The organism is Bifidobacterium hominis (assembly GCF_040095915.1).
Classification (GTDB): Bacteria; Actinomycetota; Actinomycetes; order Actinomycetales; family Bifidobacteriaceae; genus Bifidobacterium; species Bifidobacterium hominis.
The window spans coordinates 1-25,053 of sequence record NZ_JBBMFR010000014.1 but is presented as its reverse complement, the minus strand read 5'-3'; the positions used below and the strand labels follow the sequence as shown (position 1 = coordinate 25,053).

Annotated in this window: 20 protein-coding genes and 1 pseudogene; 5 read left to right on the top strand and 16 right to left on the bottom strand. The window is 56.2% G+C overall.

Features of this window, described 5'->3' with window-relative positions; translation table 11 throughout:
- Window positions 1-244: 244 nt before the first annotated feature.
- The gene (locus WMO36_RS08250) at window positions 245-1,372 is read right to left on the bottom strand and encodes an ABC transporter ATP-binding protein (protein WP_004220968.1); all 1,128 of its coding nucleotides are present in this window, start codon (window positions 1,370-1,372) and stop codon (window positions 245-247) included.
- A gap of 317 nt (window positions 1,373-1,689) precedes the next feature.
- On the opposite strand from WMO36_RS08250, the gene WMO36_RS08245 reads away from it, so the two are divergent.
- Both WMO36_RS08245 and WMO36_RS08240 read left to right on the top strand, forming a co-directional pair.
- Window positions 1,690-2,406 carry a LytR/AlgR family response regulator transcription factor gene (locus tag WMO36_RS08245; RefSeq protein WP_180753713.1) on the top strand — a complete coding sequence of 239 codons (717 nt, stop codon included), beginning with the start codon at window positions 1,690-1,692 and terminating at the stop codon, window positions 2,404-2,406.
- Window positions 2,407-2,495: 89 nt separating this feature from the next.
- Window positions 2,496-3,839, top strand: coding sequence for a sensor histidine kinase (locus WMO36_RS08240; protein WP_349077274.1), 1,344 nt, complete (start codon window positions 2,496-2,498; stop codon window positions 3,837-3,839).
- 229 nt (window positions 3,840-4,068) lie between these two features.
- On the opposite strand, the gene WMO36_RS08235 is transcribed toward WMO36_RS08240, so the two are convergent.
- From WMO36_RS08235 to WMO36_RS08215, 5 genes are all read right to left on the bottom strand, one after another.
- On the bottom strand, window positions 4,069-5,412 hold the full coding sequence (locus tag WMO36_RS08235) for a chloride channel protein (protein ID WP_435374804.1): 1,344 nt from the start codon (window positions 5,410-5,412) through the stop codon (window positions 4,069-4,071).
- A 75-nt stretch (window positions 5,413-5,487) separates the two neighbouring features.
- Complete coding sequence (locus WMO36_RS08230) at window positions 5,488-6,777, bottom strand: ATP-binding protein (protein WP_099594968.1); 1,290 nt, start codon at window positions 6,775-6,777, stop codon at window positions 5,488-5,490.
- Window positions 6,778-7,007: 230 nt separating this feature from the next.
- Window positions 7,008-7,565 carry a GtrA family protein gene (locus tag WMO36_RS08225; protein WP_099594969.1) on the bottom strand — a complete coding sequence of 186 codons (558 nt, stop codon included), beginning with the start codon at window positions 7,563-7,565 and terminating at the stop codon, window positions 7,008-7,010.
- Window positions 7,558-9,987, bottom strand: coding sequence for a beta-glucosidase GluB (gene gluB, locus WMO36_RS08220; RefSeq protein WP_349077271.1), 2,430 nt, complete (start codon window positions 9,985-9,987; stop codon window positions 7,558-7,560). The genes WMO36_RS08225 and gluB overlap by 8 nt, the downstream gene beginning before the upstream one ends.
- 232 nt (window positions 9,988-10,219) lie before the next feature.
- On the bottom strand, window positions 10,220-10,921 hold the full coding sequence (locus WMO36_RS08215; protein ID WP_065439627.1) for a phosphatase PAP2 family protein: 702 nt from the start codon (window positions 10,919-10,921) through the stop codon (window positions 10,220-10,222).
- A gap of 204 nt (window positions 10,922-11,125) precedes the next feature.
- Here WMO36_RS08215 and WMO36_RS08210 point away from each other — a divergent pair, with 204 nt between their 5' ends.
- A complete protein-coding gene (locus WMO36_RS08210; protein ID WP_081296550.1) occupies window positions 11,126-11,563 on the top strand; it encodes a GNAT family N-acetyltransferase in 438 nt (145 codons plus the stop codon).
- A gap of 243 nt (window positions 11,564-11,806) precedes the next feature.
- On the opposite strand, the gene WMO36_RS08205 is transcribed toward WMO36_RS08210, so the two are convergent.
- The 4 genes from WMO36_RS08205 to WMO36_RS08190 form a co-directional block, all read right to left on the bottom strand.
- Window positions 11,807-12,442: an ABC transporter ATP-binding protein gene (locus tag WMO36_RS08205; protein WP_349077270.1), complete on the bottom strand. Its 636-nt coding sequence runs from the start codon at window positions 12,440-12,442 to the stop codon at window positions 11,807-11,809.
- Between the two features lie 12 nt (window positions 12,443-12,454).
- A complete protein-coding gene (locus WMO36_RS08200; protein ID WP_349077268.1) occupies window positions 12,455-13,678 on the bottom strand; it encodes an ABC transporter permease in 1,224 nt (407 codons plus the stop codon).
- A complete protein-coding gene (locus WMO36_RS08195) occupies window positions 13,675-15,042 on the bottom strand; it encodes an ABC transporter permease (protein ID WP_349077266.1) in 1,368 nt (455 codons plus the stop codon). Before WMO36_RS08195 ends, WMO36_RS08200 begins: the two co-directional genes overlap by 4 nt.
- Before the next feature lie 287 nt (window positions 15,043-15,329).
- Window positions 15,330-16,850 carry a glycoside-pentoside-hexuronide (GPH):cation symporter gene (locus WMO36_RS08190; RefSeq protein ID WP_337509829.1) on the bottom strand — a complete coding sequence of 507 codons (1,521 nt, stop codon included), beginning with the start codon at window positions 16,848-16,850 and terminating at the stop codon, window positions 15,330-15,332.
- 311 nt (window positions 16,851-17,161) lie between these two features.
- On the opposite strand from WMO36_RS08190, the gene lacZ reads away from it, so the two are divergent.
- Window positions 17,162-20,233, top strand: coding sequence for a beta-galactosidase, LacZ type (gene lacZ / locus WMO36_RS08185; RefSeq protein ID WP_349077265.1), 3,072 nt, complete (start codon window positions 17,162-17,164; stop codon window positions 20,231-20,233).
- Between the two features lie 222 nt (window positions 20,234-20,455).
- Here the strand turns inward: lacZ and WMO36_RS08180 are convergent, their stop codons facing one another.
- The 4 genes and pseudogenes from WMO36_RS08180 to WMO36_RS08170 form a co-directional block, all read right to left on the bottom strand.
- Complete coding sequence (locus WMO36_RS08180) at window positions 20,456-20,761, bottom strand: type 1 periplasmic-binding domain-containing protein (protein ID WP_180753714.1); 306 nt, start codon at window positions 20,759-20,761, stop codon at window positions 20,456-20,458.
- A gap of 68 nt (window positions 20,762-20,829) precedes the next feature.
- Window positions 20,830-21,069 carry a glycosyl hydrolase family 95 catalytic domain-containing protein gene (locus tag WMO36_RS08390; RefSeq protein ID WP_410050791.1) on the bottom strand — a complete coding sequence of 80 codons (240 nt, stop codon included), beginning with the start codon at window positions 21,067-21,069 and terminating at the stop codon, window positions 20,830-20,832.
- A gap of 17 nt (window positions 21,070-21,086) precedes the next feature.
- Window positions 21,087-21,197 (bottom strand): annotated as a pseudogene (locus tag WMO36_RS08175) (dihydrodipicolinate synthase family protein); the annotation flags it as partial.
- Between the two features lie 255 nt (window positions 21,198-21,452).
- Window positions 21,453-21,773 carry a carbohydrate ABC transporter permease gene (locus WMO36_RS08170; RefSeq protein WP_236824334.1) on the bottom strand — a complete coding sequence of 107 codons (321 nt, stop codon included), beginning with the start codon at window positions 21,771-21,773 and terminating at the stop codon, window positions 21,453-21,455.
- A 274-nt stretch (window positions 21,774-22,047) separates the two neighbouring features.
- Here WMO36_RS08170 and WMO36_RS08165 point away from each other — a divergent pair, with 274 nt between their 5' ends.
- Window positions 22,048-22,170 (top strand): hypothetical protein, encoded by a 123-nt coding sequence (locus tag WMO36_RS08165; protein ID WP_004223384.1) that lies wholly within the window; start codon window positions 22,048-22,050, stop codon window positions 22,168-22,170.
- A gap of 148 nt (window positions 22,171-22,318) precedes the next feature.
- On the opposite strand, the gene WMO36_RS08160 is transcribed toward WMO36_RS08165, so the two are convergent.
- Both WMO36_RS08160 and ahpC read right to left on the bottom strand, forming a co-directional pair.
- Window positions 22,319-24,085, bottom strand: a complete 1,767-nt coding sequence (locus WMO36_RS08160) for an FAD-dependent oxidoreductase (RefSeq protein ID WP_435374793.1) — start codon at window positions 24,083-24,085, stop codon at window positions 22,319-22,321.
- A 102-nt stretch (window positions 24,086-24,187) separates the two neighbouring features.
- Complete coding sequence (ahpC, locus tag WMO36_RS08155) at window positions 24,188-24,751, bottom strand: alkyl hydroperoxide reductase subunit C (RefSeq protein WP_039776050.1); 564 nt, start codon at window positions 24,749-24,751, stop codon at window positions 24,188-24,190.
- Window positions 24,752-25,053 lie beyond the last annotated feature (302 nt).

Below are 25,053 nucleotides of genomic sequence, written 5' to 3'. Positions count from 1 at the left end.
CTCACGCATACGAAAGAACCGCACCTCCGATCATCGAATCTGAATTTCTTCAGTCCAACAATCGGGGTGCGGTTCAAACGCGGGGCTTCTCCAACGAGACGGTAAGAGAGGAAGAGTACGTCTCGTTTAATGGTTGACGGAAGTTCGCGCTTCCGCCAAGTTTTTATTCAGCCACCCGCCAGCCGATTTCCGCAAAAGATATCCCCCTGAAGAAACAGCCAACGGTTGGTTACTCGGTATCAGCTCAGTTCAGGCGCAGCTCAGTCGACGGAGCGAACAGGTGCATCTTGGACGGGTCGATCTTGATCTTGACGGTATCGCCGACCTTCGGGAGAGCACGCGGGTTCACGCGGATCGTGGTGAGCTTGTTCTGATCGGACATCATGGTGGATGCCTCAGCAGCGGAGCCATCGGTGATGATGTTGCCGTAGATGTAGCCATCGGAGCCCAGATCCTCAACGTTCATGACCTTGAGGGAGAAGGCGTTGGCGTCATCCGGGGCGGCCAGGGAAGCGTCTTCCGGACGGAAGCCGACGACGATCTGGTTGTTGTCTTCAGCGGTGAGCTTGTTGACAGCCTCAGCCGGCAGATCCACGGTGTCTTCGCCGATCTTTGCCTTGCCGTTGACCACCGGGTGGGTGTTGATGTTCATCGACGGGGAGCCGATGAAGCCAGCGACGAAGACGTTGGCCGGACGATCGTACAGCTCGGTCGGGGCGCCGACCTGCTGCAGGACACCGAGCTTGATAACGGCGATGCGGTCACCCATGGTCAGAGCTTCGGTCTGATCGTGGGTCACGTACAGGGTGGTGACGCCCAGCTGGCGCTGCAGAGCAGCGATCTGGGTACGGGTCTGCACGCGGAGCTTGGCATCGAGGTTGGACAGAGGCTCATCCATGAGGAAGACCTTCGGCTCACGGACGATTGCACGACCCATAGCCACACGCTGACGCTGGCCACCGGACAGAGCCTTCGGCTTACGATCAAGGTACTCGGTCAGGTCGAGGATCTCAGCGGCCTTCTCGACGCGCTTGCGAATCTCTTCCTTCGGGGTGCCGGCGATCTTCAGAGCGAAGCCCATGTTGTCGGCCACGGTCATGTGCGGATACAGGGCGTAGTTCTGGAACACCATTGCGATGTCGCGGTCCTTCGGCTGCATCGTGGTGACGTCCTTGCCACCGATGAGGATGCGGCCCTTGTTGACCTCTTCAAGGCCAGCGAGCATACGCAGAGTAGTGGACTTGCCGCAGCCAGACGGGCCAACCAGCACCAGGAACTCGCCGTCCTTGATGTCCATATTCAAATCATCCACCGACGGCTTATCGTTGCCCGGGTAGATACGAGTAACATGGTCGAATACGACTTCTGCCATGATTTGTCATCCTTTCAGAGGCAGGTACGTGCCTCACGATCCGTTGTAAAGGGATTTTTTCGGTGCCTCGCCTTGTGGCTTACAACTTCGACAAAGCCACAATTCAAAGCGTTAATTTATTTCTTTGGTCTAGCGAAGGTTCTCTTCGTTGAGCCACGTTCTATGATACATACAACAACGAGACTGTCAATGCGTGTCGCGAGTCGAGCTGTTTGTCTCCGCTGACAAAAAGGGGTTAACGACGTAGTAAATACACGCATTTATCGCCATCATGCAAGACAATGGTGCGGAGCGAAAGACAGGACAGGGAGGTTGCAATGCGCAATATTCGAATCGGCGTGGTCGAGGATGATCCCGCAAGCTGCCAGCTGGTACTCGACTATCTCAACCGATATCAACAGGAAAATGGCGAGCAATTTACCGTTTCCGTATTCGACGACGGTGCGCGAATCGTAGAAAAATATACCCCCGTTTACGATATTTTACTGCTCGACATCGAGATGAGCGAAATGGACGGTATGGCCGCCGCGAGACGCATCCGCGAGCGCGATGACAAAGTCGTGATCGTGTTCATCACCGCTGCACCGCAGTATGCGATCAGCGGGTATGAGGTGCGTGCGTTGTCGTACTTGCTTAAACCTCTACCATGGTTCGCGTTTTCGCAGGAGCTCAAAAAGTCGATCGACATGGTGCGACGCAATGGCGATGATTCCATGCTCATCGAAACCGGCAACGGGCAGATGCGCCTGAATCTTGCCGACATTCTGTATCTTGAATCGATTCGGCACACCATCGTCATCCACACGCTGGAAGGCAAACTGTCGATCAATGGCACGCTCAAAGACATGGAAGCCAAGCTTACCGACCATCATTTCTTCCGCTCGAACTCCTGCTATCTGGTGAACCTCAAGCATGTGACGGGCGTTGCCGACCAAGATTGCGTGATGTCGAACGGTGAGCAGCTGCGCGTGAGCCGCCCACGCAAGAAGGCGTTCCTGACCGCACTGACCGACTATATGGGGGGTGGCAGGTGATCGGCGCGGTATTGCCGAATATGCTGGCCGGATTGGCAAACGCACCTTTCGTGTCTTCCACCACAATAACCGTGCTTTCGGCGCTGTCGATGACGCCGATCACCAACGCACTGCCCGATATACCCCGTTCATATACGGCGATCTGCGAATGGGCCGCTTGCATGGTGTATATCGCGGTGCTGTATCGGCGCGTTCCACTCCAGCGGTCGATCATCGTCAGTGCGGCCGGACTGCTGCTGCTGATTGCAGTGCAGTATTTTGACGGCAGTATGCCGATCTGGTTCTGGATTATCGGCATGCTGCTCGCCTTCGCCTGCATGTATGCGACGATTTTGCTTGGCGCGGGCACCGGCAAGCGCGAAGGCCTGTACATTACGGCGCGCGCGTTCGTGCTGGCCGAATTGGTAGCGTCACTGCATTGGCAGATCGTTACGTTCATTGGCGTGCGAGATGGTTTCGCTGATTACGATTGGCGTGCGATCGCGCTGCTGGTCGTTACGTATGCATTGTGCTTCAGTTTGGCTTGGCTGGTTGAACGCAGCAATTTCAGCCAGACCACGCCGACTTTGCCGACCGCTTCCGCCGCGATTGCGACGATGGCCATCATGATTGTCACATTCGCCATGAGCAATTTGAGTTTCGTATCGACGAACACGCCGTTTTCCGGTTCGGTCGGCCAGGAGATTTTCTACATTCGCACGCTGGTTGATTTCTGCGGTTTCGCGATTCTGTACGCGCAGCAGGAGCAGGCACGTCGCATCGAAGCGAACACGGAACTTGCGTCCATCAACGCGCAGTTGGAAAGCCAGCATCAGGAATACCTGCAATCGAAGGAAAATATCGAATCGTTGGGCCGGATTGCACACGATCTGAAGCATCAGATCACCGCATTGCGTGCCGAAGTCGATCCGAAGCATGCCGCAGCCGGCTTCGAGCAATTGGAGCAATCCGTGCAGCGCTACAGCGTGCAGCAACATACGGGAAATCCCGTGCTTGACGTTATTCTGACTACAAAAGAGCGCACGTGCTCCGATCGCGGGATCACGTTCACCGCGGTCGCGGACGGATCACTGTTAAGCGGCATGTCGTCGATGGATATCGCGTCACTGTTCGGCAACGCGCTCGACAATGCGATCGAAGCGACGTCGAAACTGCCGAAACGTGAACAACGACTAATCAAACTTGCGTTATACGAGCAAAATCACTTTATCGTCATCCGTGTTGAAAATTATTACGATTCCCGACTGAAGAAAGATGCGGAAGGCAATTTGCGCACCACAAAGCGCGACGACCAGCACCGGCACGGATTCGGTGTGAAATCGATTCGCCACATCGTGCAGCAGTATGGCGGCGAAGTGACGATCCGCACCGAGGACCACTGGTTTGTGCTAACCGCGCTTATTCCGCGAAAAACCGGCCTTATGGCCATGTAAACACAGCGTCTGAGTCATGCGGACCTGCGAGGCCACGCACGACTCAGACGCTGTGTTTGGGTGAGATTTGAGCGGCTTGGACGACTTGGAAGACGACTCCACTAGTTCTCAGGGTTTTGCGGCGCGGCGTCGCCACCCGCTTCACCTTCATCATCGGGCGCTCAGCAGCGGCCACCCGTATGCCAACCCCTAGTTTACCGTCTAATGCGCCCTTGCATGCGCATTCTTCTCAGTTAGCCTCTTTTTTCGCACTTTTCGATAGATGCATAGCGGCAAGAGGGCCATCTAAACGGCTCGCGACGAACGCGCTGACCGCAACCGCGAAGCCAATGGGCACAAACAGATTAATCGGAGCATCCGCAAGTTCCATCACCAAACAAATCGCCATAAGCGGAGCCTGCTGGGACGCAGCCAACAGCGCACACGCACCCAGCAGAGCATACATGCCAATCGAATTCGTATGGAACACCTGCATCCACAGAATACCAAGCAACGCACCTCCTGAAGCACCGAGCGCAATACCCGGTTGCAATACACCGCCGGCAGCGCCGGAACGGATCGTCAACAGCGTGACAATCGCCTTCGCAAGGAATGAAACCAACAAAATCGGCAGCACAGCCAAATCAACGTCGGACGAGAAACTCAACTGCGCGGTGGCACGACCGTTACCCATGACCTGCGGCACCCAAATCGCCACCACACCGGTCAGCAAGCCAACGAGCGGCAGCATCCACAAAATCCCCACGCCCGACGGCTTGGATTTCTCAGCCCACTGCGAGCCGCGACGGAACAGTGCGCCGGCAACGCCAAGAATCATGCCGGCAACCAGTGCGAACGCCATGTAATCGGGAGTGAACAGGCCGTCGGTTTCTCCGATCAGGTAGAACGTGTGCGTGCCTTTGACCAGCGACGCCACCCACGAAGCCAACGCGGAACAGGAGAACGCAAGCGTCACGGTTTCGAGGGTTATGTCGGAGAGCAGAATCTCGACCGCGAAAAACGTGCCCGCAAGCGGCGCGTTATACACGCCCGCAAGGCCAGCCGCAGCCGTGATTGCCACCAGCATACGGGTGTCTTTCGCATCAAGATGCGCCCAACGCGCGAACCGTTGGCCGAACATCGCACCCAACTCGCGCGGCGCCACTTCTCGACCGATCGACATGCCCGTACCGACAATGAAAATCTGCAGCAGCACATGCACGACGGTCTGCCAAATCGGCATAATATCGCCATTTACCGCCTTTTTAACGGACGGTACTTTCGTACTGCGCGTACGCAACAGCCACCAAATCACGGCCGCGATGGCCGCACCCGCGGTCACGGAAATCAGTCGACGAATCACAAGAACGTTGAACGGGCCGGATTCCTGCGAATTCTCAACATAGCCAAGCGCAAGATGCTCGACGCCGTACAGCATCAACGTCAGCAGACCGGCGGCCGCACCAATGGCCACTCCCACAATTACCACCGCCGCAATCAGCGCCGGAATTCTGCCGATCTTTGGCTGCGTTCCTTGAGAATTCTGCGACTCCTGCGATTCCCGTGTTTTTTGCGATTCCCGCAATTCCCGCACCTGCCGCACTCCTTGCACACCGTCTCCTTCGTTCAATCCACCCCCAATTGTCCCACCTGCCGCAACGTTCGTTTGTTACGCCCCGAGCGTGGCGATCGGCAGCACCAGAATGCCATCATCACGACGGTATGCAATATCACCACGCCCGACAATAAACGCCATGAATTCAGGCTCACGAACTTGAGATAGAGGATTTCCGCACACTTTTTCTTTGAAAGCATGTAGTTTGTCTACATTTTTCTCCGTGACTTTCAAATCGCTCAGCTTAATCTCCACCGCAGCCCAGCGACCATCCACCAATTCAAGAATCACATCAACTTCAAGACCTTTTTCATCCCGATAATATGCGATTCGATTCGCACCACCCATCGATTCGAGATACACGCGCAAATCACGAATCACCAATGTTTCAAACAAATCTCCCAGCGTTTGCGTGTCACGCGCAAGGACAGCCGGAGTCGCCCCCAGTAACGCGCTCGGCAGCGACGGATCCACGAAATAACGTTTCGGCTTCGTGCGAACTCGAGATTTTGCACGAAGAGAAGGTTCCCATCCTTCCAAATCGTCAATCAGATAGAGACTTTTCAGCTCATCCATATATCGTTTCAGCGTCGGAGCGCTGATGCTGACGCCTTCATCACCGTATGACATGTCTTTCATCAGCGTCTCGTAGGTAGGCGCCTGAGCCACATTCATGGCAAGTGCCTTCATGAGAACCCGCATTATTTCCGGGTTAAGACCAAGCTTAGGAATATTGACGTCCAGTATGCTCCGTACATATTCAGCCGAAGTCTCCAGAGCGAACTCGTCTTCAACATCAAGGTTTGACGGCCATCCACCTCGGCAACACCACCGAGCCACATTCATAATGCCCGTCTTGTTTCTGGAAGGTTCAAACTCGCCTTCAAAAAGTTTGCCGAGACTTACGCTCCCTGTTGATTCACCGGATTCAGCCAAGCTCATCGGACGCATATGAAGTCTCGCAATGCGACCGGTTCCGCTATGGTGTATTTTCTCAGTTTCCTTAGGTTGGCTGGAACCTGTAAGGATTAGCTGCCCTTTACGATTGGCGTTATCGTCAACATGCCGGCGAGCAGCATCCCACACAGCCGGAACTTCCTGCCACTCGTCCACGAGATGCGGCTCTTCACCCATGAGCACCAAATTCGGATCGTTAGACGCGGCGTCGTAGGTAGCGGAATCATCGAGACGATCCACACTGGATGCATGCGCCAAAGCCGTCCACGTTTTGCCACACCATTTTGGACCTACAATCTCAACGGCACCAAAAGCGCGCAGCAGTTTTTCCAGCCGCCGGTCTGCAACGCGAGGACGATATTCCGCCATTTTTAAATCACTCATCATTCCGCACTTTCAAGTTTACGCCAATCTCATTTTCGATTTTACGCTGTTTTGACTTTCGATTTTACGCCAATCTCACTTTCGATTTTACGCCGACAGCACTGCTGACGATTACATTTTCGATATTGAGAAATCACGAGAAAGCAGCAAAAGTCATAAGAAAACCCGCCCGGGAAAAGGAGGAAGACCGGGCGGGTTGAGGAGAGGAAGAAAGGGAAGTCAGCTATGAAGGGTTACTTAGTGGCCTCCTTGGAGTCCTTGCTCTTCGGCATAACCCAGAACTTGAGCAGCGGGTAGCTCACAATCACGGCGAGCAGAGTGTTGACCACGGAAGCGATGGTGCCGGCGATGCCAGCGCCCATGCCCCAACCCTGGCACAGACCGGTCACGTAGCCCGGCAGCACGAGGTTCACAACCACGATGATCACAGCGAGGATCACATACTTCCAAGCGGCGTCCTTGAAGCTGGAGTCAGACTTGAACACCCACTTCATCTGCACGAAGAAGTTCACCACCTGGGCGAGCACCTCGGCAAGCAGGAAGGTGAGGAAGCCGCCCAGACCGTTGCCCTGGGTGTCGTAGTTGAAAATCAGAAAGTGGAACGGCTGAGTCAGGCCCATGCCACTGATGAAGATGGCGGTGCCAATCCACGTCACCACGAAACGGGTGATGGTGGAGATGTTTGACAGCAGGTTGAACAGGATGAATTCCCAGATGTTCGGGTGATCCTTGATCCACTGGCGGATCGGACCGACCTTCTCGGCCGTCTGCGTTGCGTTGTTATCAGTCATTGTTCAGCTCCCTTGCAGTGCGCCTGTTTGCGGATTGGTTGCGGAAGAAGCCGGCAATCACGCCGCCCAATCCGCGGAAGGTGTGGCCGTTGGCGATTTTGACGATGGCGTCGACCATCGCGGAATCGACCATGCCTTGGGTCATCTTGCTCATGGCTCGCGGAGGCATGTTCAGGATGAACAGGGTATTGAGGTCCGGGGCACCGGTCTTCTGGCGGATCTTGGCTTCCTGCTTGGCGAGCGTCTTGGCGACGGTACGCGCCACGAAGCCTTTGGAATCCACCCAAGACATAATCGGATCGTTCACATCGAACGTCACCGGCTTGCCCGGAGCCACAACCTCATGACCAAACAGAATGGCCATTTCAGCATCGGTCACTTCCTTGACGTGACCGCTGAGGTAATGTCCGAGCGCAACATCCGCGGCAATGGGCTCGATATCGCCGGCAACAGTGAGTGGAATCGAAAGCGGCAGATGCTCGGCGTTGTCGCCCACCATCAGCGTCCACTCGCCGGATTCCGTCTTCCATTCGTTGCAGGCAACGTCGAAGTGACGGAAGGTGTAACGATCGAAATTAATGTGCACGCTCTTGCTTTCATGTGCGGCAAGCGAAACCTTGGCGAAGCCCTTGAGTTCGCGATCGGGGCGCAGTACGCCACCCTGCGGACCGCGCACATACAGCTGTACAACGGCTGAACCGGCAACGTCGGAATCGTTGCCGACCATCACGTCAACGCCCTTTTCACCGGCAGTTGCGGCGCTGTAGGTGAACTTGGAATAGCTCAGGCCATAGCCGAACGGGAAGCGCACCGGCACACCGGCGGTTTCGTAATAGCGGTAGCCAACGAACGGGCCTTCGCGATAGATCGCATCGCGACCAATCGCCGGATACCAACCGGAGCTCGGGCAATCCTCGTAATGCATCGGCCAGGTTTCAGCCAAGTGGCCGGACGGATTGATCTCACCGGTCAGCGCGCGCACGGTCGCGGAAGCGCCGGCCTGACCCGACAGACCCACGTAAAGCACTGCGGCAACGTCGTCAATCCACGGCAGTTCCACCGGAGAGCCGGCGACAAGCACGACCACGATCGGCTTGCCCGCGCCCTTCAGCGCTTCGACCAGATCGTTCTGCACCTGCGGAATCGCCATGGTGGAACGGTCAAGGCCTTCGGATTCGCTGCGTTCGTCAAGACCGACGACTGCAAGCACCACATCAACGCTTTCCTTGCCAGCCAGCGCGACTGCGTCTTCCACGAGCACGCGGTCAGCCTTGCCCTGGCGGTCATAGCCCTGCTCATAGCCGGCAAGCACGAGGCCTTCGGCGTTCTTGACCTCTTCAAGAATGTTCTCTTCCTTGGTGGCGTTCACCTTGGAGGAGCCGGAACCCTGATAACGTGCGGTTGCGGCCATATCGCCGATCACCGCCACGCGGGTGCCGGCCTTGAATGGCAGGGTCGCGTTATCGTTCTTCAACAGCACACTGGAGCCTTCGGCCACCTTGCGTGCCACGTCGTGATGCGCTGCTGCGATATCGTCTTTGAGCAGATCGTTACGTCCAACACCGACCAGCTTGGTCGCTGCCGCGATTTTTGCGACTTCTGCGGCACGCGCGTTGATATCGGCTTCAGACAGGGTTCCCGCCTTGACCGCGCCTTCCAGCTCACGCACGGAAGTGAAGCCCGGAGACGGCATTTCCAGCGATCCGCCTGCCTTGACTGCTGCGACCGCGGAGTTGGATCCGCCCCAGTCGGAGACGACCATGCCGTCGAAGCCCCATTCGTCGCGCAGAATCTCCTGGAGCAAATGCTTGTTTTCGTGCGCGTAGACGCCGTTGATCTCGTTGTAGGAGGTCATGATGGTCAGCGGCTTGGCTTCACGCACTGCGATTTCGAAACCGGTCAGATACAGTTCGCGCATGGTACGCTCATCGACCACGGAGTTGCTGGCCTGGCGGCGCAGTTCCTGGCTGTTGACCGCGAAATGCTTCGGGCATGCGGAGATGCCGTTGCTCTGGATGCCGCGGATCAGGCCTGCCGCCATACGTCCGGCGACGATCGGATCTTCGGAATAGTATTCGAAGTTACGTCCGCACAGCGGGTTGCGCTTGATGTTCAGACCCGGGCCGAGCAGCACGTTCACGTCAAGATCGTGCGCTTCGTTGCCGAGGGCCTCGCCCATTTCTTCGGCGAGCGCCGGATCCCAAGAATTGGCCACGGTTCCTGCGGTCGGGAAGCAGGTGGCCGGCTTGGATGCGCCGATGCCGAGATGATCGCCTTCGCCGAGCTGGCGGCGCACGCCGTGGGGGCCGTCGCTCATCACGAAGCTGGGGATGTCTGCGCGGTCGTTGCCTCGCGAATCCCATTCGGATCCACCGGAAAGCATTGCGGCCTTTTCAACGACCGAAAGTTCTTCGAGTTCCATTGGTTCTCCCTTGCACTAACTCCTCGAACCCGCTTGGCCCTCCCTGAGCCTGCGCTGTTCTTGTTGCGGATGTTCTTGGCTGCATCGCATGTGAGCATCCGCCGCTAGTTTGATTGAACCAGCCTTTCGCCGCCAACCTGCGCTCCATTACACAACCTGTCGTTTTGCCCGCACAATCGGACATTCCTTAACTGATTTCGGAATCAAAGGAACTCACATAGCAGATACGTTTTTACCGCTCCGCCGCGCTTTCGTATGCGTTCCATACACACCATACGGCGTAGGAAATGAGCGGACAGATGGTGGCGGAAATAATCACGTCGGTCGGATAGTGCAAGCCGAGCAGTAGTCGCGAACAGGCGACCGTCGCGACAAGCGCGACAGCGCCGATGACCGCCCTGCGGAGGAACACCCGTCTTCCGTTTGCGCGCCCGTCATCTTCTCCGTCGGGGAAGCATTTGCGCGCGAAATTACGCACGGTAAGAATCATCATGACCGATACGATCACCGCGGCTGCCGTGTGACCACTCGGAAAACTTGGATCGCCTGGCAATAGATCACTGCCGACGGAAGTAATCGGACGGGGGCGTTCGACCAGCCATTTGACACCGGTCACGTACAGTATCGGCGCCGCCGACACGACGACATCGCGGATGACGACGCGCCTGCTGCCGGTAATACGCAAATCGACAGCGGCAAGCGCGGCGACGATTGCGATGCAGCCTACCGTTGAAAACAAATACGCAAGTACCGTAGAGCAGTCGCGCAACCCTTCTGGCAGCGCCGCTAAAGCCTGCAAAATATTGGTTTCACGCATTGTCGCGATTGCCGAATTGCGCAGTGCGACGCCAATCATAGGCACAATGCCGCACAATATGGCGGTTGCGATTACCACAGCCGCCGCTCTCGCGATGCTTCCGTTCTTCATATGCATGATTTCAGTTAAGCACAGTTCACCATACCGTTGCCGTATGTTCACATCCGGGGTATCCCCGAAAATCGAGGATTATCCTTCAGGGGGCTTCCCCGACACGCGCGCTGCAGACGGCCGCGCAACGCAAATATGGCATACCCGCACGGGAAGTACCGCGAACGATGCGAGAATCGGAATTGGCGTTTAAGAAGGAAAGAAGGAAATATGACCGAACCGATAGCAATGACCATACGCCATATGAAAATCGAGGATTATCCGCTGGTATACGGACTGTGGACACGATGCACAGGTTTCACTATGAGGGATATAGACGATTGCGAGGATGCAATAAAGACGTTTCTCAAACGCAATCCCGACACCTGCTTCGTAGCCGAGGACGATGACGGAAGAATCATTGGCGCGATTCTTGCCGGCAACGACGGAAGACGGTCGCGCATCTACCACACGGCGATCGACCCCGACGCACGCGGTAGGGGCATTGGCTCGATGTTGGTGGGCCGTGTGGTTGAAACGCTTCGTGCGATCGGTCTGCCGAAAGTCGCTGTCGGAGTGCCCGCAGACAACGATGCCGGCAACGATTTCTGGGAACGGCAGGGCTTTGCAGTCCGTGACGATTTGGTTTATCGAGAACTGCCGTTGTAATAACGAACCATCCACGATGCCGTGCACGTCGCCCCCAGCCCACGTTGTTCGCGAACAGTGAGTAAAAGCCCCGTACCGCCCCACCCATGGACACGTAGGCAGCGGCGGCGATGCCGCGGCCCAACGCGTTCATTGCGTGGCGCAGCGGCCACGCGTCAAGAGGGCCCCTGCCGCAATGGAAGTCCGAGAGGCCATTGATGGTGGATCGCTGTTCAGACGGAAGACACGGCCTGTACGAACGAACTACGCCTTGGTTAGCTTCTTATGTCTGAGGGTGTAAACGGCATCGGCGGAATCGGCGACACGCTTGGAATGCGTCACCACAATGACACATTTACCGAGTTGATGAGCGGCATCCCGCAAAAGGTCAATCACCTCATCAGTCATTTCCGGATCCAGGCTGCCAGTCGGTTCATCCGCCAGAATCGCGCGGCCGGGCGCCACTAGGGCGCGGCCGACCGCCACTCGCTGACGTTGTCCGCCCGACAGGTGCATGATGTTGCGCTTCGATTCCTCACGGCTCAGTCCCAAATCCTCGAGAATCTTCATATCGGCCTTGGGATTGACCAGGCGAAGATTCTCTTCGGGGGTGAGATAGTCGATCAGATTATGGTCTTGGAACACCAAGGACACGTGCTCGCGACGGTGCTTTGAGTAACCCGTCGTAGCTATATCCTTGCCCTCAAAACGAACCACTCCATCAGAAGGGGCATCCAGACCGGCCAACAGAGACAACAAAGTGCTCTTCCCCGCTCCCGATGGGCCGGTTATCGCATACATCTTTCCGGATTCGAAATCTGCGTTCACGTCCGAAAGAACGCGGATCTTCGCCGCGCCGTATGAGTAATTGACATGGTCCAATTGCAGACAGATAGTCATGATTAATATCTCCTAACGCATAGAGGAAAGAATGGATTTCGGGGATTTGGCCAGCACTGCGGCGCACGACACGGCGAGCGCGATTGCGATGACCGCGCATCCGAGCAGCAGGATGAGCAGCGTCTGTTCTGGCGGCAGAGTCTCCACCTGCAATGATTCAAGAGGCGCGACTCCCGAATCGTGCAGCAGGAGCGAGGACACGTATCCAGACAATAGGGAGCCTGTGCCCAGCGAGCACAGGGCGGCAACCACAGCCATGAGACCGGTTTCGATTGCGAACTGGGCGATAATCTGCATCTTACCAATGCCAAGAGCCAGAAGGGTGCCTATTTCATGGATACGTGAGCGGATCCAGAAGACAAGCGCCATGCCCAGTACCAACACATCAGCCAGGCAAACGGACAACAGCACCATGCGGACCAGATCGCGCACCGTTTCCACTGACTGCAGCACGCCGGAAAGCCGCGCCGAGTCATCGGTGACGACATACTTGCTTCCAGCGATTTTTTTTGCTTGGGCCATTGCGGCGGAAAGAGTCTGCGGATTATCTGAAAGGCACCGGATCGTGCCGACCCGTTCCTCTCCAGTCAGCGCGGAAACCACTTGAACGCCCGAATAGATAAGATTCTCCGATGCGTCCGATGGCATAGGGCTCTGTGCCTGCACATTGCCAGAGAAGATTCCGGCCACGCGAACGGTGGAATCGCGGTCTTCCTGACTGAGCTGGAGTGTTGATCCCACCGATAGTCCATTCTCACGTGCGAAATCCCGGTGAATCAGTACGTTCCGGCCATTACCTGAAATGTGGCGTCCTTGTTCCAACCGGTACAGACCGCTTTGGAACTCTTCGGACAACGAGGAGTCAGTGGTGCCCAGCACGCTGACCTGCGTGGATAGACCGGAATCCAGTCGAGGACCATGTTCGGGGACAACCGGATGCGCGCCATCCACCCCTGCCAGGGTCTTACGCTCGTAAACGGTTTTTCTTACGCCAGGGATGCGCGAGAACCGGCTCGCTTCCTTTAGACTTGCAGGATTCTCGCCTGTGTCGACGGTAAAACCTATTCCCATGCTTCTGCCGATATCGTCGGACATTTCCTGAAGCGCCGTTGACACTCCGACCTGAGCCACAAGACTGGTGAAAACCATCAGCATCAACAGTCCGATGATTCCGCTGCGTACCGGTTTACGTACGATTGCCAGCGTGGCACGCTTCCACACGTTCATGCCCATCATCGGAGCTCCGACAGGCTTCGTGGCGACTTGCGCAGCATCGGTATGCACGATATGGCAACGCATACCAGCATCACCGCCAGCAGGCCGAGCGATACATACAGTACGGCGGTTGTGTCGATTGATACCGTGAGCGAATCCAAGGTGCGAACCGACATATTGGACTCGAGATCGCCGCCGACCTGTCCCATGCTGCTCAGCTCCTTCGCCGCGGAGGCGTTCACGGAACGGAGGGCCGAGGTGCCAAGCCATTGGGCCATTCCCCGTGCGCACAACCATCCGAAGACCAGGGACGGCAGGCCGATCAGAATCATCTCGGTTAGATATTGGGCGATCAGGGATGGCTTGCCGATGCCGAGGGACACCAATACGCCCATCTCCTGACGTCGGTCGTTCATCCACAGTAAGAGCATGAGACTGAGAACTATCACGGCCGAAATAGTCACGCCGATCAAAGCGCTGCGCATCATGGAACGCACACCTCGGGCGGCATTCAGCATGCTCGACGTATATTGGTCATTGCGCGTGATCTGGTAGTTGCTCCAATCCACTGGAAGCTTCTTCGCCTCTTCCATGGTTTTCTCCACGTCGACGCCCTTGTCCAGAACGAAAGTGGCATCCTGGTATATTTCCTTGCCGGCCTTGTACTGGTACAGAGTACTTGTAGTGTCCAAATCGGTGTACACAGTGTTGGAGGTGAGTTCCGCGCGACTGGATACCTTTCTGTCGCTGTCCCCTTTGAATATTCCAACGATGGTGGTTTTGACAGTTGCCGTCGAATGCGACTCATTGTCGGCATCATATGGGTTGGCCTTGAGCGTGAGGGTATCGCCGACTTTAAGCCCATTGGTTTTGGCGAGATCCTCATGGACCATCGACATATGCTTATCGGATGCCTTTAGATGACGTCCTTCGACCATGCCGAGCGTGTGAGACGTGAACACATTGAGTTTTGACGAATCGTTTGTGCCTATGACGTTGGCCGTATTGCCGAACTGCTGTTCTTTCTCCGCATCGTAATCATCGCCGCCGGGGACCTTCACCACGCTGGCTCCCACGAGATCGGCGGTGGCGTTCTGCCTGACCATGTACGAGTCAACCCCGGACATCTTCGAGATTCGTTGCACATCAGCGGGACGAACCATTCCGCCTCCGCGAGGTGTCAGCATGCTGCCTTGCAGGTTACTGGCCAGCACGAATCCGCCAACCGCCTGTTTCTCAATCTGTCCAGCCTCATGTTGAGCTGCCTGAGAAACTGCGGTCGCGGACAGCATACTCGCCGTTATGATGGTCAGGACAATGAACAGCACCGCGGTGCGCACTCGTTTTCTGAGCACATAACGCGCCGCCCGTGAGATGAATGTCATTAATACCCCCTGTAAAGCTGGGACCTTCTCATCCGAAACAATGAAATCTAATTCGATTCTTCGATTGACCATTCACGAAAATACATGGTTCACCTCAGAACATGGCAAGATATGCCTTGAGCGAAAAAGCGAAACAACATTGGTTGCATTATGCTCCGGGGCATCTGTCGTTTTGTTCATTTGACAAACTTTGAGCGGTTATAAAACAGTGCATATACCAATGGAGGCCCCAACCGAAATTGGGGCCTCCATCAGAGAGAAAGGAAGGAGTGGCAGGTATTGGTTATTTACTCAGTCAGAGTCTTAGCCTTTTCGTTGACGGCTTCAACCGTCTCGACCGTCTTGGCTTCCTCGTCGGAGACCTCACCGGCCGTGAGCTTGGCTTCGAGCTGCTCGACGATTTCGGCGTGCATCTTCTCGTTGATCTTCACCTTGAAGGCGAACACCAGCAGGCTGAGCACAATCAGAACGAGCGGCACATAGAAGGCGCAGACTTCGAAGGTGTGGATGTTCGCAGGGGTCATATCGGCTGCAGTGGCGTTGCCGGTCATACCTGCCGCGACGGCGATGAAGCCGGTGATGCCGTTCGACAGAGCGCCACCGATCTTGTCGAGCATCGGGCGGACGGACAGAGTGACGGCCTCGTTACGCTTACCGTTCTTCAGCTGACCGTATTCGATGGAGTCGGTCAGGGAGAGGATGGCGGTCATCTGGATGAGCGTGCCCGGCACGTAGAAGAGCACCAGTGCGATGAACACTACGACGATGTTGGTGGAGAAAAGACCCAGCAGAACGTAAGCGACAATCATGGAGATCATGCCACTGATGTACAGGTAGCGGCGTGGGATGCGCTTGTTCAGAATCGGGTACAGCGGAGCCATGATGAGGCCGGCCACCAGTGCGATGACGCCGGTAGCGGAGTAAGCGGCCGGGTTGTCGAGCACGAACTTGAACAGGAAGAGGAGCACGCCGGTGGTGGCCACGTTGGCGATGGCGTACAGCAGGTAGGACAGGGCGACCCACAGCAACTGGTCGTTCTGGAACAGTGCCTTGAACGCCTCGAGCGGGTTGCCGTTCTTCTGGGCCTTGGCGCGCAGGGCGCTGGTGCTTTCCTTAGTACCGAAGGCAACGGTCCAAGCAGTGATGATGCCGAGCAGCATAACGATGATGCCGAATGCGGTCCAGCCGCTCTGGCTTTCGGCATGCTTGCCGGTGAACATGTAGCTGAAGTAGGTGACAATCGGGATAACGACGATGGTGATGCCGTTGTAGCCGATGGAACCGGTGAAAGATCCCAGAGAGGTGTAGGTGGAACGCTCATGGGAGTCGGAGGACAGCGCCGGAATCATGCCCCAATAGGAGATGTCACGCAGGGAGTAGAACACGTCGAGCACGACGAAGGTGATGACGAACAGCACGATGAACAGCGTGGTGTTGACATTCACCAGACCGAACATGCCGCTGAAGACGATGGCAAGCAGCACGGCCGAGACAGCACCGCCGATGAACTGCCAAGGACGGAAGCGTCCCCATTTGGTGGTGGTGTTGTCGACGATGTTGCCCAGCAATGGGTCGATGAAGATCTCTGCGATACGGATAATCACCACAAGGCTGGTGATGACGCCGATGAGCTTGGCCGCCAGCGCCTTATCGACGCCAGAGAACAGGCAGCTGGTCACGTACACAACGAAGTACGTGCTCATGGCGTTGTAGAAAGCAGACTGACCCAAGTTACCGCATGCGTAGGCGATGCGCTGGCCGAGCCTCCCCTTGCGGACTCCACCGTCCGCAGCTGTTGCATTGCTCATTTTTTCTTCTCCTCTAAGATAGTTGGAGCCGAGATCACCCATTGATCTTGTATTGCAACTATACGCCGTTTTATAAACGGAAGTAAAAAACATTAGTAATCAAGGCTTTTACCGGCGTGTTGCAGTAGTTTCCATAACGCAAATCCTATCCGTCACCGGCTTAAACATATTTGTGAGAGTGCTTGAAAAACAGAGGAAACCGTGGCGGTAAATACGATTTGCTTTTTCAGTAAAAAACATTTATCATTACCAGTAAAGGAAGTTTAGCTTCCACATCATTCACAACGAAGTAATGAAAGAAAGCAGGAAACATGGCAAATAGCAATCGTATTGAGCACGCATCCGAGACGTGGCTGACCGACGCGACTGTGTTCGAAGTCAACCGCACGCCGGCACATTCCAACCACAAGTGCTTCACGCATGATCCGCAGAGTGGCGAGTACTCCGATCTCACGCAAAGCCTTGACGGAGAATGGCGCGTCGAAATCGTGCAGGCTTCCGACATCGACTTCAGCGAAGAGCCATTCGTGGCTGAGAACTTCGATGATTCCTCTTTCTGCCGCGCCCAAGTTCCGGGCCATCTGCAGATGGCAGGCCTGCTGAAGAACAAGTACGTGAATATCCAGTATCCGTGGGACGGCCACGAGAATCCGCTGGAGCCGAATGTTCCGGAAAACAATCACGTGGCGCTCTACCGCAGGAAGTTCGTTGTGTCCAAGCGTCTTGCGGACACCAAGGAGTCCGGAGGAAGCGTCTCCATCGTCTTCCATGGAATGGCAACCGCAATCTACGTATGGGTCAACGGCCTGTTCGCAGGTTACGGCGAAGACGGATTCACTCCCAACGAGTTTGATATCACCGACCTGCTGCATGACGGAGAGAACGTCGTGGCGGTCGCCTGCTACGAGTATTCCAGTGCATCCTGGCTTGAAGACCAGGACTTCTGGCGTCTGCACGGTCTGTTCCGCTCCGTCGAACTGACGGCGCAGCCCCACGTCCATGTCGAGAACATGCAGCTCGAAGCCGATTGGGACGCCGAGTCCGGCACCGCCTCTCTTGATGCCGCATTGTCCGTGCGCAACGCCTCCGATGCCGCTACCATCTCGGCCACGTTGAAGGATTCCGAAGGCAACGTAGTATGGGAGGCCTCGACCAACGCCGACGCCAATACCACGTTCGCAAGCGGTTCCTTGCAGGGCCTCGAGCCGTGGAGCGCCGAAAGCCCATCTCTGTACGAACTTGAAGTCAACGTCATCGACCAGGCCGGCAACATCGTCGAAGCTGCCGTTCAGAAGGTCGGCTTCCGTCGCTTCCGCATCGAAAACGGCATCATGACCCTTAACGGCAAACGCATCGTGTTCAAGGGCGCGGACCGTCACGAGTTCGACGCCAAGCGCGGCCGTTCCATCACCGAGCAGGACATGATCGATGATGTGATTTTCTGCAAGCGTCACAACATCAACGCCATCCGCACCTCGCACTATCCGAACCAGGAACGTTGGTACGATCTGTGCGATGAGTACGGTATCTACCTGATCGATGAGACCAATCTCGAAACCCATGGCAGCTGGTGCCTGCCCGGCGACGTGGTCACCGCCGAAACCGCGGTTCCAGGAAGCAAGGCACATTGGGAAGGTGCCTGCGTCGATCGTGTCAACAGCATGATGCGCCGCGACTACAATCACCCGAGCGTGGTCATTTGGTCTCTCGGCAACGAGTCCTACACCGGCGATGTGTTCCGCGCCATGTACAAGCATGTGCATGACATCGATCCGAACCGCCCCGTGCACTACGAGGGTGTGACGAAGAACCGCGACTACGACGATGTGACCGACATCGAAACCCGCATGTACGAGCATGCCGATGTGGTTGAGGAATATCTCAAGAACGATCCGCAGAAGCCGTACATCTCCTGCGAGTACATGCACGCAATGGGCAACTCAGTCGGCAATCTGGACGAATACACGGCACTGGAGCGCTACCCGCACTATCAGGGCGGCTTCATCTGGGACTTCATTGATCAGGCGATCTATGCCACCCAGCCGGACAGTTCCACCCGTCTGTGCTATGGCGGAGACTTCGGCGACCGTCCGAGCGATTACGAGTTCTCCGGCAACGGACTGGTCTTCGCCGACCGTACTCCCGCGCCGAAGGCCCAGGAAGTCAAGCAGCTGTATTCCAACGTCCATATCGACGTGACCGATCGTTCGGTGTCCATCAAGAACGACAATCTGTTCATCTCGACCGGCGGATACCAGTTCGTGCTGCGCATCCTCGCTGACGGAGAGCCGGTATGGCAGTCCGAGCGTCGCTTCGACGTACCCGCCGATTCAGCATGCACGTTCGATGTCGAATGGCCGGTGGATCTCTACCGCGCCAATGCCGATGAGCTGGTGCTTGAAGTGTCCCAGCGCCTCGCTGAGGCGACCGATTGGGCTCCTGCCGGGTACGAACTCGCCTTCGGCCAGACTATTGTAGCCGGAACGAAGGCAGCCGAAGACGCGGCTCTGCCTGCGGATGGCATCGTCACTGTTGGCCGTTGGAACGCGGGTGTTCAGGGTTCCGGACGAGAGATTCTTCTTTCTCGCACCCAGGGCGGTTTGGTTTCCTACACGTTCGACGGTCACGAATTCGTGCTGCGTCGCCCGGCGATCACCACATTCCGCGCGCTGACGGACAACGATCGTGGCGCCGGCCATGGATTCGAGCGAGCCCAGTGGATGGTGGCCGGCCGTTACGCCCGTTGCGTGGACAATGTCATCGAACAGGTCGATGAAGACACGCTCAAGGCCGTATACACGTATGAGCTTGCCACGCCGCAGTGCACCAAGGTCACCGTCGGATACACCGCCGATACCACTGGCCGTCTGAACCTGCATGTGGAATATCCGGGCGAGTCCGGCGAGCTACCCACCATTCCTGCGTTTGGTATCGAATGGACTCTGCCGGTCCAGTATTCGAACCTGAGGTTCTTCGGCGCTGGTCCCGAGGAAACATACCAGGATCGCAAACACGCCAAGCTGGGCGTGTGGAGCACCGATGCGTTCAAGGATCATGCTCCGTATCTCATGCCGCAGGAGACGGGCAACCACGAGGAGGTCCGTTGGGCGGAGATCACCGATGAAAATGGACATGGTCTGCGAGTCAGCCGCGCGAATGGTGCCGCACCGTTCGCTGTGAGCCTGCAGCCGTATTCCAGCTTCATGATCGAAGAAGCCCAGCACCAAGACGAGTTGCCGGCTCCAAAGCACATGTTCCTCCGTGTGCTCGCCGCGCAGATGGGTGTCGGAGGCGACGATTCCTGGATGTCTCCGGTCCACTCCCAGTATCACATCCCCGCCGATCAGCCAATCAGCCTCGATGTCAATCTCGAACTGATCTGACGATCAGATAGTGCGTCCCTCCTCTACTCCTTCCTGTGGAGGAGGGACGGCATTGTCTTGCAAGGTTCCTTCACCTTGGATTAACCGGTGACGATGCTTCATAACGCAGAAGATGCGGCATGGATTCATGTTTTCCGCATGCCGCGTCCTCTGCTCATATCAGGAAAGAGGCCTGATGCCCAAGCCCCAAGGGTCGGACATCAGGCCTCTTTCATATGGTTTTCATAAAGATGGCACGAAACTGTCCCTGACCACCAGTTTTGCGGAAAACCTCATGTGCAATCGTAGGAGCACATTCTTCTCAAACGGTGCCGGACCGATTGAAATAAAACCAGCATGCTTGCTCTTATTCTTGATGAGATCGTTCACATTACGATACTCAGTTACATGCATGCGCTCATCTTCCGCATGCCGGTAGAGGGATGTCTTAAGCTCGTTGAAGTGCATGTCTTGCAAGCCCTCGTCCGGAACAGCATTGTCCAACAAGGCGATGTCCTGAGGAATGGTGACACGCTGGTATCGCGGCATATTCTCAACGTTAACGCCGGATGGATCCCTTGAATGGCTTATCTGGAGACAGTACGACACGTCCCATATCAGTCCCCAGAACGTTCAGTGTAATCTCTGTGGGCTTCGAACAGCGCAACGGATACCGGTTCTCCATTCACCAAGAAACAGTTCTCCGGTGATGTTGCAGGGGACGGGGCCAGTCCATGTTCCGTCTCCGATAGGAAATCCATGCAGAATCGCGCGGTGTCCCGCATGATCGGCCAAATGCGGGACAGGTACGATGCATCCTGGTTGAACAGATACTCGTCGAACAGGTTCCGGCACATCCATGCCTGGCCGAACGGGCAGCAATGACCTTCCTGGTGTGGCTGATGGTGTCGACAGTGTCCTTGATGCCAATGATGTTCTGGTTCTCCGCTGCGAGATCCGCCACCAGCTCAGACAGGTCGTTCGGGATGCCGATCAGTGCAGAATAATAGATCAGCATGTTGTAGCCAAGGAAGCACCAAGTGCAGATGTTTGCGATAGCGAACAGCATGAGTTGTTCCGACAGCATGTTGGGGGCTTGCACACCCATCATATGAAAAATTTGGCCAACTAGACCATACTTATCGCCGTAAATGTATCCCCACATCAGCGCTGCAACGACGCCTGGGACGGCATAAGGCAGGAACAGCAAAATTCGCGGCACTGCGATATGGCGGATTCTCTAGGAGTCCAAGATGAGCGCCGCTACAAGGGACAGAATCAGATTTATCGGAATCTGAATCGCCGCGTAAATCAGCACATTCTTAAAGCCGCCCCACAAAGCCTCATCCTTGAATGCTCGGGTGAAGTTGTCGAAGCCCGCGAATGTGGTACCGCCGAGAAGGGACTGCTTGAAGAAGCTGAGATAAAGCGCGTAGAACATCGGGATGATCATGCCGAACAGGAAGACCAACACGTATGGAAGACAATACAACATGCCTATGTACTCGCGCTTCGGCTTGCGTATCCCGGAAGTATCCGGCTTCGCCGTTGCATTTATCATAGTTTTTCTCTTTCTTCTTAACCCGTCTGAATGAGCCTGCCAACAACATCGTTGCCATCCTTTCCACGAAGCACCCCTGCATATGCAGCATGTCTCCGCCTGTCTCCGTCACAATCATTTATTTCTGTTTACCAGATGAAGATACAAAAGAAGCGATGAAACTGACGAGATTTCACATCAGAGGTATGCCTACAATGAAGCCACAACAGAAAAACGGCTCCGCACGAAGCATGAACCAACAAACGAAACGACGAGCCGGGTGAAAGGAAGAAAAATGCAGAACAATACCTTCGACCAGATCGCCAGCGCCAACACCGTTTCCATGGATGCCGGCCTCAGCCAGTTCGCCTTCGCCAAAGCCTCCTCTACCTTGTTCAAGAAGGTTTTCAGCAAGTAAGATTCCTAAAAGTCTTTATCAAACGCCTCGGCTGCTGTGATGAACCGGTTCAGCAGCCGAGGCGTTCTCATATATGCTCCTGTAACGGGCAGAGACCTCCCCGCCCGCATTACAAGACCGTCCGGCGGCCAGTCGAAACAAATCGTATTTACGCGCCGACCAATTCGAGCATCTGCGGGATGCTCTTCTTGCCGAACTCGACCCGCTGCGTGCCGTCGGCCCGTGTGATGACGATGCAGGGCACGCTCATCGCGCCATAATGGTCCCTAAGCTCGGGGAAGTGCGCAACATCGTAGGCCTCGACGCGCACGGCCGGGTTCAGCGAGGCGATACGCTGGGAAGCGAGCACGGTCTCCGGGCACATCGTGCAGGTGAGCGAGACGAGAATCATGATGTCCAACGGGTCCGTGATGGACCGCGCCCGTTCGATCAGATCATCGTCCAACGGCTGACCGGGACCGGCCACGTTGTACAGGCCCAGCACGAACGAATTGAATTCATGGCCGGAGGGCACGCCATGGAAGGCGAGGCCGGTCGGCTTGCCATCCACCACCATGCGCACGCATGGACGTGCTGCCGGCAACACGTGTTCCACGTCGAATACCGCACGCCCCGCATCATCCTTCTCGTACTCACCATCGACCACTACCGATTTCAGCTTGCCATCGGATAACGCGACCATCGCATCAATGAATCCCCGCAGTTCCGTGGACAGCGGCGTATCATCCAGTTCCAAAGCAAGCGTGACCGGGCGAGACATACGGTTAAAGACCACGTTGAGCTGCTGTTTGGTGGTGTCGGAGAACAATTCGCCGGGCTTCCTGACGGCGTTTGCTGCGGCAGCGGCATCGGTGCTGCGTTTGACGGGTGCCGGTGCGGGCGTGGTGTCAGCCAACGAGGCGGCATCTGTCTTCGCCGTGGACTGCTCGTAGACGCAAGAGGTCGGGCGCTGTGGCATCAAACCGGTTTTCTCGCTCATCCGCTTGGCATACCGTTCCAACTCCACCGCGGCAATAGCACCATCGGCGGTGGCAGTAACAACTTGCCGCAGGTTTTTGGCCCGCAGATCACCGGCCGCATACACGCCCGGCACCGATGTTTCGAGATAGCCGTGCGTGACCACGTAACCATAATCGTCCAGTTCCACCACACCGCGCACCAGATTCGTGGCGGGCACATATCCTGCGAACACGAACACGCCGAACGTGCCACCGTCAGCAGGTTTCCACGTTTCGGTCTGGCCGGTGGCCCGGTTCAGGATCGTAGCTTCACGCAAACCGCCTTGACCGGCAGTGACGCCTTGCAGCTCGACTTGGTAACGCACGTCGATTTTTGGATTGTTTTTGGCTGCGGCGGCCACCGTGGCGTCGCAAGTAAAATCCTGTTCCCGCACGAGAACGGTGACTTTGGAGGCGTATGTGGTCAGGAACACGGATTCCTCGGCTGCTGCGAACCCTCCTCCGACCACCAGTACTTCCTTGCCGGTGAAGAATTCGCCATCGCAGGTAGCACAGTAGGCCACACCGCGGCCAGCGTATTCGGATTCCCCTTCGAACCCTAGTTTGCGTGGGCTGGCGCCGGTGGCGATGAGAATACCGAAAGCCTTTAAGTCGCCGCGTGAAGTATGCACGGTTTTGACGTCGCCATGCACGTCGAGGCCGATGGCTTCGGCGGAAAGGAATTCAGCGCCGAAGTCCTGCGCCTGTTGACGCATGGTCTGGGTAAGCTCACGGCCAGTGGTGCGGCCGACACCCGGATAGTTGACCACCTCATTGGTGATGGTGATCTGTCCGCCGAAATCGTCTTTCTCGAGAATCAGCACGCGATATCGGGCACGGGCCAGATACAATCCCGCCGTCAGACCAGCGGGACCGCCGCCGACAACTATGACATCGTACAAATCATTTCGAGACATAATGAATCCCTTCGCGCCTTAATCTGTCTGTTCAAGGGGTTGCCCGGAGGTTCTCCGGACAACCCGTCGGATTAGATTGACAATCCGTCCGTCAAATAACGATCACAGTTGGCCAACAAGATCGAGGCTAGGTTCGATGGTGTCCTCGCCCGGAGTCCAGTTGGCAGGGCAGACCTGATCGCCATGTTCGTGGACGAACTGAGAGGCTTGCACACGGCGTAGTAGTTCTTCGGCATTGCGGCCAACGTTGGAGGAGATGACTTCATAGGCCACGACCTTGCCTTCGGGGCTCACGATGAAATCACCGCGTTCAGCCATGCCATCGACCTCGTTGTAGGTATCAAGATCTTTGGCCAATAGAGCGGTCGGGTCAGCAAGCATTGGATATTGAATCTTGGCGATCTTTTCATTGGCATCATGCCATGCCTTGTGCACGAAATGGGTATCGCAGGAGACGGAGTAGATTTCGCATCCGATTTCCTTGAACTTGGCGTAGTTGCGAGCCAGATCCTCAAGCTCAGTGGGGCACACGAAAGTGAAATCAGCCGGGTAGAAGAAAAACAGGGACCAGTGGCCGAGCACATCAGCCTTGGTCACCTCATGGAACTCGTCGTTCTGGAACGCGTTCACCTTAAAATCGGTCAGTTCATGCTGCAGAAGAGTCATCATCGGTCCTTTCGCTGATTGTCAATCATCTGGCTTCTGCCGTTTTCTATCGTAACGTGATTCTCTGGAACCCGCGCGGGTATAACGCGTGAGACTCATCACATCATTAATAACAGTCACGCCGACAGACCATGCGATACAAAGGTGCCGCAAAATAAAAACTCCTGCATGCCACGGGGAGCAAGGACCAGGAGACGGATGAAAAGGGGACGCGAGCGGATAAAAAAAAAAATGGGGGTTCCCGGAGCGTGACGCTCGACGGGAACCCCCTCAAGTAGAATGCGGCGGCGCGCTACTCTCCC

Coding starts and splice junctions, on each gene's coding strand:
- WMO36_RS08250 (WP_004220968.1), bottom strand. CDS start 1,372: ATGGCAGAAGTCGTATTCGACCATGTTACTCGTATCTACCCGGGCAAC.
- WMO36_RS08245 (WP_180753713.1), top strand. CDS start 1,690: ATGCGCAATATTCGAATCGGCGTGGTCGAGGATGATCCCGCAAGCTGC.
- WMO36_RS08240 (WP_349077274.1), top strand. CDS start 2,496: ATGACGCCGATCACCAACGCACTGCCCGATATACCCCGTTCATATACG.
- WMO36_RS08230 (WP_099594968.1), bottom strand. CDS start 6,777: ATGATGAGTGATTTAAAAATGGCGGAATATCGTCCTCGCGTTGCAGAC.
- WMO36_RS08225 (WP_099594969.1), bottom strand. CDS start 7,565: ATGACTGATAACAACGCAACGCAGACGGCCGAGAAGGTCGGTCCGATC.
- gluB (WP_349077271.1), bottom strand. CDS start 9,987: ATGGAACTCGAAGAACTTTCGGTCGTTGAAAAGGCCGCAATGCTTTCC.
- WMO36_RS08215 (WP_065439627.1), bottom strand. CDS start 10,921: ATGCATATGAAGAACGGAAGCATCGCGAGAGCGGCGGCTGTGGTAATC.
- WMO36_RS08210 (WP_081296550.1), top strand. CDS start 11,126: ATGACCGAACCGATAGCAATGACCATACGCCATATGAAAATCGAGGAT.
- WMO36_RS08205 (WP_349077270.1), bottom strand. CDS start 12,442: ATGACTATCTGTCTGCAATTGGACCATGTCAATTACTCATACGGCGCG.
- WMO36_RS08200 (WP_349077268.1), bottom strand. CDS start 13,678: ATGATGGGCATGAACGTGTGGAAGCGTGCCACGCTGGCAATCGTACGT.
- WMO36_RS08195 (WP_349077266.1), bottom strand. CDS start 15,042: ATGACATTCATCTCACGGGCGGCGCGTTATGTGCTCAGAAAACGAGTG.
- WMO36_RS08190 (WP_337509829.1), bottom strand. CDS start 16,850: ATGAGCAATGCAACAGCTGCGGACGGTGGAGTCCGCAAGGGGAGGCTC.
- lacZ (WP_349077265.1), top strand. CDS start 17,162: ATGGCAAATAGCAATCGTATTGAGCACGCATCCGAGACGTGGCTGACC.
- WMO36_RS08180 (WP_180753714.1), bottom strand. CDS start 20,761: ATGCCGCGATACCAGCGTGTCACCATTCCTCAGGACATCGCCTTGTTG.
- WMO36_RS08390 (WP_410050791.1), bottom strand. CDS start 21,069: ATGTGCCGGAACCTGTTCGACGAGTATCTGTTCAACCAGGATGCATCG.
- WMO36_RS08170 (WP_236824334.1), bottom strand. CDS start 21,773: ATGATAAATGCAACGGCGAAGCCGGATACTTCCGGGATACGCAAGCCG.
- WMO36_RS08165 (WP_004223384.1), top strand. CDS start 22,048: ATGCAGAACAATACCTTCGACCAGATCGCCAGCGCCAACACCGTTTCC.
- WMO36_RS08160 (WP_435374793.1), bottom strand. CDS start 24,085: ATGTCTCGAAATGATTTGTACGATGTCATAGTTGTCGGCGGCGGTCCC.
- ahpC (WP_039776050.1), bottom strand. CDS start 24,751: ATGACTCTTCTGCAGCATGAACTGACCGATTTTAAGGTGAACGCGTTC.